Origin of the sequence: Flavobacterium lipolyticum (assembly GCF_020905335.1) — a bacterium.
GTDB classification, from domain to species: Bacteria; Bacteroidota; Bacteroidia; order Flavobacteriales; family Flavobacteriaceae; genus Flavobacterium; species Flavobacterium lipolyticum.
The window spans coordinates 3,931,870-3,948,939 of the sequence record NZ_JAJJMN010000001.1 but is presented as its reverse complement, the minus strand read 5'-3'; the positions used below and the strand labels follow the sequence as shown (position 1 = coordinate 3,948,939).

11 protein-coding genes are annotated in these 17,070 nt (G+C 35.1%); 6 read left to right on the top strand and 5 right to left on the bottom strand.

Going from position 1 to position 17,070, the window contains the following annotated elements; translation table 11 throughout:
* Positions 1-178: 178 nt before the first annotated feature.
* The 4 genes from LNQ34_RS16830 to hutH form a co-directional block, all read right to left on the bottom strand.
* Positions 179-1,576: an SMI1/KNR4 family protein gene (locus LNQ34_RS16830; RefSeq protein ID WP_230000532.1), complete on the bottom strand. Its 1,398-nt coding sequence runs from the start codon at positions 1,574-1,576 to the stop codon at positions 179-181.
* Between the two features lie 154 nt (positions 1,577-1,730).
* Complete coding sequence (locus tag LNQ34_RS16825; protein ID WP_202703836.1) at positions 1,731-3,071, bottom strand: inorganic phosphate transporter; 1,341 nt, start codon at positions 3,069-3,071, stop codon at positions 1,731-1,733.
* 31 nt (positions 3,072-3,102) lie between these two features.
* A complete protein-coding gene (locus LNQ34_RS16820; protein WP_017496503.1) occupies positions 3,103-3,747 on the bottom strand; it encodes a DUF47 domain-containing protein in 645 nt (214 codons plus the stop codon).
* 48 nt (positions 3,748-3,795) lie between these two features.
* Entirely contained in the window at positions 3,796-5,310 is a 1,515-nt protein-coding gene (gene hutH / locus LNQ34_RS16815; RefSeq protein ID WP_202703837.1) for a histidine ammonia-lyase, read from the bottom strand.
* Between the two features lie 727 nt (positions 5,311-6,037).
* Between hutH and thrA the strand changes: the two genes are divergently transcribed.
* The 5 genes from thrA (at position 6,038) to LNQ34_RS16790 (ending at position 13,276) form a co-directional block, all read left to right on the top strand.
* A complete protein-coding gene (gene thrA, locus LNQ34_RS16810) occupies positions 6,038-8,485 on the top strand; it encodes a bifunctional aspartate kinase/homoserine dehydrogenase I (protein WP_230000531.1) in 2,448 nt (815 codons plus the stop codon).
* A gap of 75 nt (positions 8,486-8,560) precedes the next feature.
* The gene (locus LNQ34_RS16805; protein ID WP_202703839.1) at positions 8,561-9,481 is read left to right on the top strand and encodes a homoserine kinase; all 921 of its coding nucleotides are present in this window, start codon (positions 8,561-8,563) and stop codon (positions 9,479-9,481) included.
* 205 nt (positions 9,482-9,686) lie between these two features.
* Positions 9,687-10,976, top strand: coding sequence for a threonine synthase (thrC, locus tag LNQ34_RS16800; protein ID WP_230000530.1), 1,290 nt, complete (start codon positions 9,687-9,689; stop codon positions 10,974-10,976).
* 121 nt (positions 10,977-11,097) lie between these two features.
* A complete protein-coding gene (locus LNQ34_RS16795; protein ID WP_230000529.1) occupies positions 11,098-12,774 on the top strand; it encodes an ankyrin repeat domain-containing protein in 1,677 nt (558 codons plus the stop codon).
* Positions 12,775-12,949: 175 nt separating this feature from the next.
* A complete protein-coding gene (locus LNQ34_RS16790; protein ID WP_230000528.1) occupies positions 12,950-13,276 on the top strand; it encodes a hypothetical protein in 327 nt (108 codons plus the stop codon).
* 517 nt (positions 13,277-13,793) lie between these two features.
* Here LNQ34_RS16790 and LNQ34_RS16785 read toward each other — a convergent pair.
* Entirely contained in the window at positions 13,794-14,747 is a 954-nt protein-coding gene (locus LNQ34_RS16785; protein ID WP_230000527.1) for a hypothetical protein, read from the bottom strand.
* Between the two features lie 572 nt (positions 14,748-15,319).
* On the opposite strand from LNQ34_RS16785, the gene LNQ34_RS16780 reads away from it, so the two are divergent.
* On the top strand, positions 15,320-16,846 hold the full coding sequence (locus tag LNQ34_RS16780; RefSeq protein ID WP_230000526.1) for a S10 family peptidase: 1,527 nt from the start codon (positions 15,320-15,322) through the stop codon (positions 16,844-16,846).
* Positions 16,847-17,070: the final 224 nt, after the last annotated feature.

The following is a 17,070-nucleotide window of genomic DNA, read 5'->3' as shown; positions in this document are numbered from 1 at the left end:
ACGGCTACTCTTTAGGCTATGCGAAGAGCAACAACGAATGTAATTCTTCTATGCTTGAAGAAAAATAGAACAAAGAAATACTTCTGAAACAGTACGGAAAAGATTATTTATTTTCAAAAGAATAACCCCTACTAAAAAAAGCTAGTTTCAATAAAGAAACTAGCTTTTTTTTCCAAAATTAATACAATTCCTTACCCTGGTTATCGGTTTCAAAATCAGTATTAATTTTCTTAATCGTTTTATTTGTCAAACCATACGCTTTTAATCTGTGATTGAGATTTGCCAGAATATAATCTTTTTCTTTTAGAAATTTTTCTGCAATCGCCTTATAATGCTTTAAAAGCCTTTTATCCTCTACCCCATCCAATGCCTGCAAAGTTGCATGAATAACTCTATTTGAACTATCTTGAAGCCCTTCGATAAAAACACTGAGATACTTGTTTTTATTACCCATTTGACCAAGTGCATAATAAGCACTCACTCGTATTTCTTCACTTTTATTAAACATAAACGGGACAATAATTTCACCATAATCCAACTTCGTTTCTTTTAACAAATAAGTACAAAATCTAAAGGTTTCATCATCTTCAATCGTATCAGCATTTGCTTTTATAACCTCTATCCAGTCCGCACTTTTGTCTTTTGCGTACCAAAATACAAACTGAAAGACAGCCAGTAAATTCTCTTTTGCAAAATCAAGCAAATAAAGTTTTGAACGCTCATAATCAAACTTAGCAAGTACCTGAAGTATTGTTTTTTGAATTTCTCCTGAGCTTACCTTATACTGCTCTTCTAAAACAGTAAGAATTTCAGACCCTACAGTGTTCTTTTTTAAAACTCCGTTCAAACACTCCATTTTAACTTCTTTATCCTCCGTAGAAAAATACACTTCTAAAATATAACCTGACAATCCTCCTAATGTATAGCGAAATAAATCCGGTTCCTTTGCCATTGTACTTTCGGGAATAATTTCATCAAGCCATCTTTCGTACCAATCTAAAAAATTAGATTCAAAAACAAAGAAAGGTTTCTGTCTCTCGATATCAACATTAACAATCCGGCCTTTCCATTCACCGTTTAAAACAAGAGCGTAATAATAAGTACATCCTTGAGTACCGATAGGCAATAATCCCGAAAATATCTTTCCTAATTCAGCATAAAAATCTTCATTCGAAATCTCATCATTTTCTTCTATGATCCTGTTTAAATCCTCCCAAAATGAGTCAGACATTGTTAGATCCAGCTTACAATCTTCTTTCAGGTATTTTTTTGCATTCTCAGAAACGAATTCGTCGACATTTTCTCCAAACGGAAATATCCCGTAACCAGGTCCTGCAGCGGAATTCTCATAGGAGATCCCTCCGTTGCCAACGTGTACTAAAAATGCTCTATAATCCTCTGGAAGCTGTACATCATACTCCTTCTCAAACGCTAAGATTTTATCTTTATTTACCGTTTCTTTTACAATATATTTATGACTGTCAGCCCCAAACACTTGCAAATCCTTGTCTGCATTTTTCGCCAGGATCAACTTCCTTTTTATTCTTTCTATCTGATTCAATAGCTCTGTTTCCAATCTGTATTTCTTTATTTTTGAGTAAATATAAATACATTATAATTTCAAAACAACCCATCATACCAAACAAAAAAGCCGATTTCAAATTGAAATCGGCTTTAAAATATATTAAGAAAATGTGATTTACATCTCACATTTTACAATAATCATTTTACTAAATAAACACACTCAATACAAAGTAAACCAAACCGGCTAATATTGCTGAAATTGGAATGGTTAGTATCCATGCCCAGATTAAACTAACGGTAACTCCCCAACGAACTGCAGAAACACGTTTTGTTAATCCAACTCCAATAATAGAACCCGTAATCGTATGTGTTGTACTTACCGGAATTTTTAAGTGTTCTGTAAAATAAAGCGTTAAAGCTCCTGCAGTTTCGGCTGCAACTCCTTCAAACGAACTTACTTTTGTGATTTTGGAACCCATTGTTTTGACAATCTTCCATCCACCACTTAAAGTTCCCGCTGCAATTGCAGAATAACAAGCCAAAGGAATCCATCCCGGCATTACTCCTTTTACCCCTAAATCATCGTTTGGCAAAACAACATCTAACCAGGAATCCATGTGTACACCAGGATTAGTGTTGATATAAACCGCTACCGCAGCTGCAATAATACCCATTACTTTTTGAGAATCATTCCCTCCGTGACCTAAACTAAAAGCCGCAGAAGATAATAATTGCATTTTTTTCAAAGCAGCATCTGCCTGATGAAGATTTAAACTACTGAATATCAAACAAAACAAACTTACGGTTAAGATGATAAAAGCAACTAAAAACCATTTAATATTATGCGGATCAAAAGCTACACTCCAAAAATGAGACTCAAAACGTGGTTTTCCATGCTCAACAATCTCTGAATAAGGAATCATTAAACTGCTCACCATCCAGATTGTCGCAATCATCAGTGCTACAGTAAATATTTTTGGCCCAATACTTTTACGTGAAGCATTCAACAACCAGATCGAAATCAAGTAAGAAGCCAATGCTCCCAATAATGGCGCCAATACAATAAAAGCGATAATAATAAGTACTCCTGAAGGCATTGCTCCTTCTTTACCAGCCTTGTACCAGCTTACGATTTCGTACCAGTAATGCGTTGTTCCGTCTTCGCCCACATAACCTGAAAATCCATGTACAGCGATCGCATGAGCAATTGCTGCTCCGGCAAAACCACCAATCAGCGTATGAGAAGAACTTGAAGGAATCCCTAACCACCAAGTCAATAAATTCCAACAAATAGCTGCTATAACTCCTGCGAGGATTACAACAAGGTTAATTTCCATGGTGTGCGCTGTTTTAGCAACCGTATCGGCAACACCAAATCCAAAAACCCAATAGGCCAGAAAGTTAAAAAATGCTGCCCAAAGAACGGCCTGAAAAGGCGTCAGAACCTTGGTCGCAACAACAGTCGCTATAGCATTTGCCGCATCATGAAAACCGTTGATGTAATCAAAAATTAAAGCTAATACTATAATAATTATAAGTAGCGTCATAAATTATAACTTCAGAATGAAATAAATTGAATTAAGAATGTTTTACAGAAATAGATTCCAGTATGTTCGCAACACTCTTACATTTGTCTGTTGCTGATTCTAAAACAGATAACACTTCTTTATACTTAATGATATTTTTTGCGTCTGTTTCGTTTTCAAAAATTTCAAAAACTGCTTTGTTATAAACGTTATCCGACTTGTTCTCCAATTTATTAATTCTGGCACAAGCTTCTTTGATAATGTTCATGTTTTTTAAGTTACTTAACTCTTTTACAGCACTGTCGATGTTCTGACAAGCTTCAAGGTTAATTTCGGTCATCTTTCTGATTGACTTTGTAATCTTATCTACCTGATATAATTTCATTCTACTTGCCGCACCATGAAGGTAATCGGCAACGTTATCAATTGAAGTAATCAATGTATGAATATCCTCTCTGTCAAATGGAGTAATAAAATTTCTACTCAATTCAAGATTGGTTTGACGTGTAATGTCTTCTCCTTTTTGCTCTAACTCATCAATTTTTTGAAAAAGAACTTCTCTTTCTTTCAATGGAAGGTTTACAGCTTCGTGTAAATTAGAAGCTAACTCAATTAGATTGCTTGAAGCCTCTTCAAAAAGTGGAAAGAATTTCTTGTCTTTCGGCACTAAAAATTGGAAAATACTGTTTATTGACATTTTTATATTTTTGATAGTGCAAAATTACTTCAATATTATTTTGCCATGTTAAGCCATTGTTAACAAATCGTTTTCAATTTGAAAACTGTCAAGGAATTCAACTGTTTTTTCAATATCATAATGCAGGATTCTGTCTTCTTTAACCAAAGGCACCACTTCTCTGTAACTGCTTAAGAATGTTTCAATAAAATCACTTGATTTCAAAGGTTCTCTGTAAGCAATCGCCTGTGAAGCGTTCATCAATTCGATAGCTAAAATACGCTCTAAGTTGTCCATAACACGTAATGCTTTTGTGGCTCCGTTTGCTCCCATACTTACGTGATCTTCCTGTCCGTTACTTGAAACAATACTATCTATACTCGAAGGTGTAGCCAATTGTTTGTTCTGACTTGCGATACTTGCCGCTGTGTATTGCGGAATCATAAATCCTGAATTCAATCCCGGATTATCTACCAAAAATGCCGGAAGATTACGCAATCCTGAAATTAACTGATACGTTCTTCTTTCAGAAATACTGCCTAGTTCTGCCAAAGCGATTGCTATAAAATCCAAAGCCAAAGCTAAAGGCTGTCCGTGGAAATTTCCTCCTGAGATAATCTGATCTGCTTCAATGAAGATATTAGGATTGTCTGTAACAGAGTTGATTTCGGTTTTGAATACTTTTCTAACGTAATCAATGGCGTCTTTTGAAGCACCGTGAACCTGAGGCATGCAACGGAAAGAATACGGATCCTGTACGTGTTTTTTCTCCTGAGCAATAATTTCGCTTCCTTCCAAAAATTCAGTAAGGCGCTGTGCCGTTACAATCTGTCCTTTGTGAGGACGTATAAAATGGATCAATTCGTTAAAAGGCTCAATTCTTCCATCAAAACCTTCTAATGAAATTGCTCCGATCAAATCTGCCAAATAAGAATATTTATATGCTTTTAATAAAATATGTGCTCCGTACGCACTCATGAACTGAGTTCCATTTAATAAAGCCAAACCTTCTTTAGACTGTAAAACAATTGGTTCCCAGTTAAAATGTTTTAAAACTTCGGCTGCAGTTGTTTTTTTACCTTCAAAAAGAACCTCACCCTCACCTAATAAAGGTAATGATAAATGTGCCAAAGGTGCCAAATCTCCCGAAGCCCCTAAGGATCCCTGAGTATAAATCACCGGAAGAATATCATTATTGTAAAAATCCACCAAACGCTCTAAAGTCTGCAATTGAACTCCTGAATGTCCGTAGCTCAACGATTGGATCTTAAGCAACAGCATCAATTTTACAATTTCGGCCGGAACCTCTTCTCCTGTTCCGCAAGCATGCGATTTTACAAGATTCTCCTGAAGTTTCGATAAATTTTCATTCGAAATTTTCACATTACAAAGCGAGCCAAAACCTGTATTGATTCCGTAAATAGGTTCAGAATGTGAAGCCATTTTTTTATCGAGATAATCACGACATTTTTGAACGTTTACCTTTGCTTCTTCTGATAATTCAAGTGTTTTTTGATTGACAATAATTTCCTGTAAAGCTTCTAAACTTAGGGTTTCTGTGCTTATATAATGAATTTCTTTCATGCTGTTTAAATTTTAAGACTTCAAAATTCAGCAAATCAATATTAAAAAGCAACATTTATTCCTAATAATTAAAAAATGATTCTCACGAATTCCCCGATTTTGCTCTTTTCACAATAGTAATCAGACAAAACCAAGGGCATCTTTTTATCATAAAAGAACTCCTCTGTTTTTTAACAAGAAAACAGCAAAAGCAATTAATTCCTACCGATTTTATAGACTAATGACGCTTTTCAATGTTTTTCGAGATTAAAAATCAGACTATTAATCATATCTCTTTTAAAGATAAGCTTCAATAATTATATGAATCCATCAATTTAATACACACAATTCTGACAAAAAGCTCAATATTGATTTGCTGAATTTTGAATTTTTAAAATATTCATAAAAAGACCGGAAAGATTTTTAACTTTTATAAAAAACTGTACTTTTGAAAAACCAAAATGAAAAGTAACAGCGTAAAATATCATTCTACACTAACAACTCAAACCAGAGTTGCAATCGCTGCTATTACAATTTCAACTACAACAATTACTACCCCTTAGGGGTATACATTTTACATATCACTCAGGTTACCTAGTACTTTTTTTCTAAAAAGAAGAGAGTTATTGGATACATAAAAAACATTTACAAAGAAAAAAATAGTCGCAGTTTTCAGTTTCGGTTCAAAGTTGATAACCTTTGAACCTTTGTTACTAAAAATCTTTGCGCCTTATTAAAAACATCAAAAATGAAAGTATTAAAATTTGGCGGAACTTCGGTTGCCAATGCACAAAATATAAAATTAGTTCTCGAAATCATAAATCAAAAATCGAAGCAGAGCCAATTGGTTGTTGTGGTATCAGCCTTAAGCAAAGTCACTGATTTACTGCAATTGGCAGCAGCAAAAGCAGCAGCAAATGACGAAAGCTTCAGAGAAATTGTGGGCGAAATTGAGAAAAAACACCTTGACACTTTAAAAGTACTTATCCCGGTCAGCGAACAAAGCAGTTTGTTGAGCCATGTAAAAAGAATCATCAATCATTTAGAAACTTTGTTAGACGGTTGTTTCTTACTGGGTGAGTTATCTCCCAGAACTGCCGACACTATTTTAAGTTTTGGAGAATTACTTTCGTCTTACATCATTGCGCAGGCGTATCAGCAAATTGATAAAAATGCGGTTTACAAAGACAGCCGCGAACTGATTAAAACCGACAATAACTTTGGAAAAGCGGTTGTAAATTTTGAAGTTTCCAACCAATTGATCAGAACGTATTTTGCCGAAAATAAATCTAAAATTAATATTCTTCCGGGATTTATTTCTCAAACTCTTGACGGAATCGCCACTACCTTGGGCCGTGGAGGTTCTGATTATACCGCTGCTATTGTTGCCGGAGCACTTGAAGCGGAACAATTAGAAATCTGGACTGACGTGAACGGAATGTTTACGGCCAATCCAAAAATCGTTAAACAGGCCCACCCTATTGCAACAATCTCTTATCAGGAAGCTATGGAATTATCACATTTTGGTGCCAAAGTGCTGTATCCGCCAACGATTCAGCCCGTTTTAAGAAAAAACATTCCAATTTTAATCAAAAATACTTTTGAACCGGAAGCTGAAGGAACCTTAATTTCAGATCAGGTTTTATCAAAAGATACGGTTGTAAAAGGAATCAGTCATATCGATAATATTTCAATGGTAACACTTGAAGGTCCTGGAATGATTGGAGTTTCAGGTTCGTCAAAACGTTTGTTTGAAGTACTGTCCCAGGAAAAAATCAACGTTATTTTTATCACTCAGGCTTCTTCTGAGCATTCCATTTGTATTGGAATCCTGAATTCGGATGCAGATAATGCCGAGGCTGCCATCAACAGAGCCTTTGAAGTCGAAATTTCGCAAAATAAAGTTGATCCCTGTATCGTCGAAAAAGACCTGTGCATTATCGCTTTGGTGGGCGAAAACATGAAGAATCATCAAGGTTTAAGCGGTAGAATGTTTAGCACTTTAGGAAAAAACAATGTCAACATCCGTGCTATTGCACAAGGAGCCTCTGAGCGTAATATCTCAACTGTAATTAACGAAAGGGATGTTAAGAAAGCATTGAATACGCTGCACGAAAATTTCTTTGAAGAAAACACCAAACAGCTCAATTTGTTTGTGATGGGTGTTGGAAATGTGGGTGAAAAATTCATCGAACAAATTCACAATCAAAGAAAGTTTTTAAAAGATAATTTGAAGATTAACGTTCGTGTGATCGCGTTGTCAAATTCCAGAAAAATGTTTTTTGAAGAGGACGGAATTTCGTTAAAAGACTGGCAATCGGCTTTAGATCAAGGTGAAAAGGCTAATAAAGAAGCTTTCATCGCCCGTGCAAAGGAACTAAACTTGCGTAACAGCATCTTTGTTGATATTACTGCAAGTGCAAGCGTGTCTGAAACCTACGAAAATTTCTTAAAACAAAGTATTGCGGTGGTTACCTGCAACAAAATTGCCTGTTCATCTGCCTATGATAATTATAAAAAATTAAAGAATTTATCCCTTCAGTACAATGCTCCATTTTTATTTGAAACCAATGTTGGAGCTGGATTGCCTATTATTGATACCGTGAAAAACTTAATCGCTTCGGGTGATAAAGTACATAAAATTCAGGCGGTTTTATCCGGAAGTCTGAACTTCATTTTCAACAATTTCGATAAAGACAATTCTTTTCACGATGTGGTAAAAGAAGCCGGAGTACAAGGTTTCACAGAGCCAGATCCGAAAATTGACTTAAGCGGAATCGACGTAGCGCGTAAAATCCTGATCCTGATTCGCGAAAGCGGTTACGAAATGGATATTGACGCCATCACCAACGAATCGTTCCTGCCAGCGGAATGTCTTGCCACAACTAACAACGAAGATTTCTTTGCTTCTTTAACACAACATGCTCCTCATTTTTCAAAAATCTACGACGAAGCAGTAAGCAAAGATTCCAGATTGAAATATGTAGCACAATTCGAAAACGGAAAAGCAAGTGTTGGTCTGCAATTCATTCCAAAAGAGCATCCTTTTTACAATCTGGAAGGAAAAGACAATATTGTACTTTTCTACACCGATCGCTACGTAGATCAGCCTTTGCTAATCAAAGGTGCAGGTGCAGGTGCAGCCGTTACCGCATCGGGAATTTTTGCGGATGTGATTCGAATTGGAAATATATAATTTTTTGTTTCAAGTTTCAAGTTTCAGGTTCCAGCAACTTGAAACTTAAAACTTGAAACCTGAAACAACTAAATAATGACACAAATAAAACTATTTTGCCCGGCCACAATCGCTAATCTCTCCTGTGGATTTGACGTATTGGGACTTTGCCTGGATAATGCGGGCGACGAAATGATTGTTCGAAAAGTAGCTCAAAAAGGAATTCGAATTACCAAAATTGAGGGAGCCGATTTGCCTTTAGAGACCGAGAAAAACGTTTCGGGGGTCGCAGCTTTGGCCATGTTGGAGACACTTGACGTAGATTGCGGATTTGAAATTGAAATTTACAAACATATCAAAGCCGGAAGCGGAATCGGAAGCAGTGCTGCGAGTTCTGCGGGAGCGGTTTTTGGAATCAATGAGCTTCTGGGGCGCCCTTATTCCCGCAAGGATTTGGTGCAATTTGCCATGCAGGGTGAAAAATTAGCCAGCGGAAACGCTCATGCCGATAACGTTGCTCCTGCCCTTTTAGGCGGTTTTACTTTGGTAAGAAGTTATAGTCCCTTAGACATTATCCGAATTGACAGCCCTGAAGAATTGTTCGCAACTGTCGTTCATCCTCAAATTGAATTGAAAACTTCGGATGCACGTTCGGTACTAAAACAAAACGTTTCGCTAAAAAGTGCCATCATGCAATGGGGAAATGTAGGCGGATTGGTCGCAGGATTATACACCAAAGATTACGACTTAATCGGACGTTCGCTTCACGACGAAATTGTGGAGCCTTTACGAAGTGTTTTGATCCCGGGATTCGACCAAATCAAACAAACAGCACTTGAAAACGGTGCATTGGGTTCAGGAATTTCAGGTTCCGGTCCTTCTATCTTCGCTTTAAGCCGTGGAGAAGAAACTGCAAACCAAATCGCCAAAGCCATGAGCGACGTTTACGAAAAAATGAATTTACCGTATGAAATTCACGTTTCGAAAATTAATCCGGATGGTGTCCGCGTCCTTTAAGACGGGACGCTTTAAGCAATAGGCTTTAGGCAATAAGCTTAAAACCATTGCGTAATTCTTTGCCCTGGCTTCGACTTCGCTCAGCCTGACAAAAAATGCGATTAAAAATATTTGAATAATTTAAAGGCTATGAATTGCAAACAAGACAAAAGCTTAAAGCTTATTGCCTAAAGCTTAAAGCAAAAAAGCCTAAAGCACTAAAAAAATGAAATACTACAGTTTAAACCATAACGCCCCAAAGGTTTCGTTTCAGGAAGCGGTAATACAAGGACTCGCCAGTGATAAAGGATTATATTTCCCTGAAAAAATCACTCCTTTAGACCCTTCGTTTTTTGATGAAATTGAAAATTTAAGCCACGAGCACATTGCTTTTGAAGCGATCAAACAATTCGTTGGCGATGAAATACCGGCAGACAAATTAAAAGAAATCATTGCGGATACTTTAGTTTTTGATTTTCCGGTAGTGAAAGTCGAAGACGGAATCTACTCCTTAGAATTATTCCACGGCCCTACGATGGCTTTCAAAGACGTTGGAGCACGTTTTATGTCACGCTGTCTGGGGTACTTCAACAGAGACAATAAAGACGCTAAAAACACTGTTCTTGTGGCCACTTCCGGAGATACAGGCGGAGCGGTTGCCAGTGGTTTTTTAGGCGTTGACGGTGTCGATGTGGTGATTTTATATCCGTCAGGAAAGGTGAGCGACATTCAGGAAAAACAATTGACTACTTTAGGACAAAACATAAAAGCCCTTGAAGTTGATGGTGTTTTTGACGATTGTCAGGATATGGTTAAAAAAGCCTTTTTAGATGAAACTTTAGCGCATAAAAACCTGACTTCGGCCAATTCGATTAATATTGCGCGCTGGTTGCCACAAATGTTCTATTTTTTCTTTGCTTATAAAGCTTTGAAGAGCCAAAACAAACCACTGGTTTTCTCTTGCCCAAGTGGAAACTTCGGGAATATCTGTGCCGGAATTATGGCAAAGAGATTAGGATTGCCTATCGAACATTTTGTAGCATCCACCAACGTAAACGACACGATACCAAGATTCTTAGAAAGCGGTAAATACGACCCAAAACCTTCTAAAGCGACAATCTCCAACGCTATGGACGTTGGTAACCCAAGCAACTTTATTAGAATTCAGGAATTGTACAACAACGACTTAAAAGCTTTCGAAAAAGACTTCTCATCTTATAGCTATACTGACGAAGAAACCCTTATTGCTCTAAAAAATATTTATAACACAAACGGTTATATTGCAGAACCACATGGTGCTGTTGGTTATCTAGGTTTAAAAAAAGAACTGGAAAAACACCCTAACACCATTGGTATTTTCTTAGAAACCGCTCATCCTATTAAATTCTTAGATGTGGTTGAACCGGCGCTAGGAATTACGATTCCGATTCCGGAACAGATTGAGAGTGTTATAAATGAGGAGAAAGTTAGTGTGAAGATTAAGGGTTATGAGGAGTTGAAGATGTTTTTGAGCTAAAAGCTTGTCCCTTTACAAAATTTTAAACTACAAGTTACACAAATATCTATGTGTGATTTGTGGTTTTTATATTTACATTAGACAAGTTTTAAAAAACGTGCATAATATCAATTTTTTTAAGATGAACATCTATCAAAAAGACCATACTCAAACGCCAGAAATTTTCACTCTTATCAAAGAACATCAAAATTCCGAAGCAATCCATTATTTAAAGAAAAACCCTGAAGAAATTCATTTAAAAGGCTGGATGGATGACACTCCTTTACACACTGCTGCATTAAGTGGTAATTTTGAAATGGTTAAATACCTGATTAAAAAAAATGCAAATGTAAATGCTGAAAGAAGTGGTGTATACGCAACTCCATTATGCTGGGCAGAAAATTACGAAATTGCAAAATATCTTCTCGATAATGGTGCAACGATGAATGATAAAGAACTTTTTGTCGCGACATCTAATGATAAAGTTAAAATAATTGATTTATTAATAACTAATGGAGCGCAAATTGATCAAAATGAACCTCAATATTTAAAATGTAAGTCAATTGAATCTATAATGATCTATTTAAATCATAAGATTGATCTAAATGGCTGCGATAACAACAACAGTAATTTACTCCATAAATTAGCTTGGCTTGATTTGCCAACTGTGTTTGATTTTGCATATAATAACGGATGTGAATGGAGAAAAGATAATAGTCAGAGAACGCCCTACTATTTGGCAAAACAAGGAAAATGCGAAAATATTTTAAATCATTTTAGAAACCATTATATTGAATTAATTTCTAATAAAGTAGAAAATATCGTAAAAGAGGATTATGTCTATCAAAGAATCTTTTTTATAAAACAAAGTTCGTTTAAATCAGATTGGTTTATTGCATTAACTAAAAACTCTAACCTTATACGATATCTAAAACAAGATGATAAATTAATCGTTGATCAAATTGTAAATATTGATACTTCAACAATAAGGAACTTTACTTTTGATGAAAGTAACCATGTTATTGTTCCAACAGGTGATAATCAATTACTCATTCTTGAACAAAAAACTTTTAATCTTACTCGTTCTATAAAATTACCAAATGATCTAGTTTTAGATCAAATCACATATCTTCCTTCAAAAGGTTTATATATTGGAAGTTCCCAAAATTGGGAAATAGTTTTACTATCAAAAGATTTCAAAATAATCAGCAGAACTAAAGCCGAAGATGGAACTCTTTTTCCAAAAATAAATCAGAATGAAAATTTAATTTCCTTTATGAGTTATGATCAAGAAACCTATTTTAATTTATATAATCTTAAAAATGATTTAAGCATTAGTTTTATCCATACCTTTTTTAAAGAATGGGAAAATACTTCTAGTGACTTTGCTTTTAATGACAATGAATTTATTGTATCATTTCCTAATGATTTAGAATATTATTCATTTGAAGATGGGGAAATCAATAAAATTTGGGAAATAGATATTTCACAATATACATCACAACATGCTTTAAGTTTTCTAACTTTTACAAATGAAAATATTATTCTTGTAGGCAAAGGAAAAATACTACTTTTTATCGATAAACGTGAACAAAAAATACTCCGAGAAGTTATAGTAGATTTAACAAGCGAAATAAGATCTCTATACCTTGACAAAGAAAAAAAGAATTTAATAGTTTATACCGATAGTGAATTAAAATTAATTCCAATAAATCAAATCGAATTAAAACAAGAAGAAACTAGCTATATTACAATTATTTCTAAAGCTAATAAAGAAGGTTTTTTGGCAAGAATTTGGAATAAAATTACATCATATTAAATACCATGCCCCCGCTAGCGCGAGCGTCCCGCTCGTGAACACAAAGAGAAGCAAGTTTCAAGTAGTATTTAAAATTCCTAAACTAAAATAGATTTCTGTAAAAAACAAATTAGCTATGTAAGATGCGCTTTTCAATAATTTATTAATCTTTAAAACCTAAAAACAATATCAAAACATGAGTAAAATATATAATTTTGAAAAATTTGAAGTCATTAAAAATCTAATAAGAATCTCATCTTGGTTTTTAATTTCAATATTATTGTTTGCTATAATTTTTACTTTACTTTCTAATGGATTTGAAAGTTATTCCATTAATTATTTTATAGTATTTCTATCTGTTTTCACATTGTTTTTCAATGCTATTATCTTATTTGTAATTTCTATTTTGTATAAATTAAGGGAAGAAAAAGTATTTTACAATATTAAAAAAGAATTAATCTTATTTCTGGCTTCTTTAGCTAGTCTGATGCTTTTAAGTTCTATAATACAATTAAAATATTAGAATAATTATTTCCCTTGCGCGAGCGTCCCGCTCGTGAACACAAAGAAATTCAAAAGCCAATTGAAGCGGGCACGAGCGAGACGCTCGCGCTAGCGATAGCAATGGCAATACTATACTTGAACACGAAACTTTCTAATTGCCAACATATTACCATTATCTACAAAAGAGTAATAACCCTGATCGCGCAGATTTATCTCCGCAACGATAGCGCGGATTTGCAATCCGTGCCCACAAAGCAATTCCCCGCTAGCGCGAGCGTCCCGCTCGTGAACACAAAGAAATTCAAAAATCAATTGGAACGGACACCAGCGAGACGCTCGCGATAGCGAGGATTTTCTGGGGTAATAGTATCTTTTTTTTAAAGAAACTTTGAAATTACTTACTTTTAAGGTAGAAGTTTATGCTTTTGACTAAAGATTCTTAGTTTATACCGCTTAGAATTTCCAAAAATTTAAAAAGTTCGCAAAGTTTGGTTTAAACTTTGCGAACTTTTTAATTTTACAGTTATTCCTTCTAATTACTTATAAATCAAATTCACTTTTGCATCCGAAAAAGTTTTAGTACTAGTCGTAGTAGTAGGACCGTTCTTTGAATACCTATAGGTAGTTCCTGACATTAAAATCTCATTTAATTCTCCGGATTTATCAAAATTTCTTTTTATGCTAATGTTTTTAAAATAGGTATAACCTACCATAAAAACGATATCTTCATTGTTATCAAATTCTATATCTACGATATTATTTTTACTCTTTTTACCTAACTTGTCATCAAAAAAAGTTGCAAATGCTCCACTAACACAGAAAATAGGAGTTTCAAAGTTAATATCTCCAAAATTAATATAAGCACTGTTATCGTATTTATATTTCATAATATTAACATTCCCTATAGAAATATTAGTTCTTTTAAGCTGAGTAATATTTCCATCTGTAACTTGAAAGTCAAATTGACCTCCTAAAGTATAGCTTTTTCCATTATCTTTACTTGAATAGTATTGAATTTTAGAAAGATAACGATCCGAATAAGCAAAAGTAACAGAATCTATCTTTGCACCAAATGCTTCATTTGTACTTTCGTTTAAAAAAGAGCTTCTCTCAATTATAGTGGTAATATCTCCATTTTTTAATTTCAGTGTTTTTTCTGAATAGTTTTTATATCCGGCGACAGGATCTTCTATCAAATTAATTTTTATGATATCAGAACTCACATAAGTAACACCATAAATCCAACCATCCATGCTAATTTTGCTAATTCTATTCAAATTATCAAACTCATGTTTTACTTCATTCAAAGTGTATGGTAAAGGATGCCCCCCATCATAGGAATATTTAGCTGTGCTTATTTTTTTAGTCACAGGATCTATAACCTCAGGATTTTTAATAGTGGGTTGTGGATTTTCAGAATCAGAAGAGCAGGAAACAATGCTAAAAAAAATAAGCGGTAAAAAGAGTAATAGTAATTTTTTAAATTTCATATTTAGTTTGTAAAAATTAATTAGTAGGGCTTTCCCCAAATGAGGCGCCAAAAGTAAGTATTTTGCTCTTAAAAATAAATCAAAAACCATTATTCTATTTAGTAATAATCCTTAGAGGGGAAGTTAGAAAATTGTTGATTTCATCCTGCTCCCGAACACAAACAAATTAAATCACAAAAAATTCGGCTAAAGCCATTTCCTATTCTCTTCTTTATTTTCTCCAGTTGAAGCTGGACGCTATTCAAAAAAAAATCTAAAAAATTAACTTCAATATAAATCACTTCAATAGCCCTCAACTTCAGCTAGGGGTTTTGTATTCAAAAATAAGAATTGGGCTTTAGCCAAATACTTATTTTTGGCTAAAGCCACAATGAAAACTTCCTAAAACCTCCAGCTAAAGCAGGAGGCTATTCAAAAAACATGGGGGATCCCTATCCCACTTAGACCTTCCTAAAATTACTTCTCCTCTCTTAGAGATTAAAAACCCTCACTTATGATTATTTTTATATCTTTAAAAATTCTAAATACAGCCACCTGTTTAGAGCATTAATTTCTATTAACACCCTACTTTTATGAAAAAAACATTATTTGTATTCCTTTTAGCCGGATCCTTAATTTCATCTGCTCAGGAATCAAAACCAAAAGCTCCCCAAGCCCCTGCAAAAGAAGAAAATTCGCCTTCTAATCTTACTTTCAATCCGGATGCTAGTGTGATCACCAATCACTCCGTTACCATAAAAGGACAAAAAGTTCCTTACAAAGCTACAACAGGTACGATGCCGGTTTGGGACGAAGACGGAAAAGCAATTGCCGGATTGTTCTACACCTATTATGAGCGTTCTGATGTAAAAGATCAGGCTTCGCGTCCGCTAGTTATTTCCTTTAACGGTGGTCCGGGCTCTGCTTCGGTTTGGATGCAGATTGCTTACACAGGACCGAGTCTCTTAAACATTGATGATGAGGGATATCCTGTACAACCTTACGGAATAAAGGAAAATCCATATTCGATTTTAGATGTTGCCGATATTGTTTTTGTAAACCCTGTGAATACGGCTTATTCCAGACCTACCAGCAAAGACATTCCTACTACAAAATTCTTTGGCGTAAATGCCGACATTAAATATCTGGCCGACTGGATCAATGGTTTTGTAACCCGTACCAATCGCTGGGCTTCTCCTAAATACCTAATTGGTGAAAGTTATGGTACAACCCGTGTTTCGGGATTAGCGCTTCAATTGCAAAACAGTCAGTGGATGTATCTTAACGGAGTGATTTTGGTTTCTCCAACTGAATTAGGAATAACACGTGGCGTGGTTTCTGATGCTGCTCTTAAATTGCCTTATTTTGCAGCTACTGCCTGGTACCACAAAATGCTTCCTCCTGATCTGCAAAACAAAGATTTAACGGATATGTTACCCGAAGTGGAAGATTTTACCGTCAACGAACTTCTTCCTGCATTGACCAAAGGAGGATCTCTGAACGAACAAAAAAGAAAAGAAATTGGCGCTAAAATAGCACGTTATTCCGGTATTCCGGAGAAAGTGATCCAGCAAAACAATTTGGACCTTCCTTATGATTATTTTTGGAAAGAACTGCTAAGAGATAAGGGCTATACGGTAGGAAGACTTGATTCGAGATACAAAGGAATTGACCGCAAAGACTCAGGCGAAAGCCCTGATTTTAATGCCGAACTTACTTCCTGGCTGCACTCGTTTACGCCTGCCATCAATATGTACCTGCGTAACAATCTGAACTATAAAACAGATTTTAAATACAATATGTTCGGCTCTGTGCATCCTTGGGACAGATCGAATGATAAAACAGGCGAAAACCTGAGACAAGCTATGGCACAAAATCCATATTTGCATGTCATGGTACAATCCGGATATTACGATGGCGCCTGCGATTACTTTAATTCAAAATACGATTTATGGCAAATGGATCCAAGCGGAAAACTAACCGATAGAATGTCATGGAAAGGTTACAGAAGCGGTCACATGATGTACCTAAGAAAAGCCGATCTGGAAGCTGCCAACGAAGACATCAGAACTTTCATTAAGCAATCCTTACCTAAAGCCGGACAACCTGCAAAATACTAAATAGAACCTCTTGGGTTTAATGAACAAAAATTGATTTAACACATAGAAACATAGATTTTTAAGCACAATCAAAGAGAACGAAAAAGAGAAACAAATTTCTTTCACATAGAAGTATATGTGAATTAAAATAAAGTGAAACGTCTTTTTCAAAAATACTGAACCTATGTCTCTATGTGTTAAAATTAATTACAGCCAATACATTAAAGCTAAATTACAACTACAAT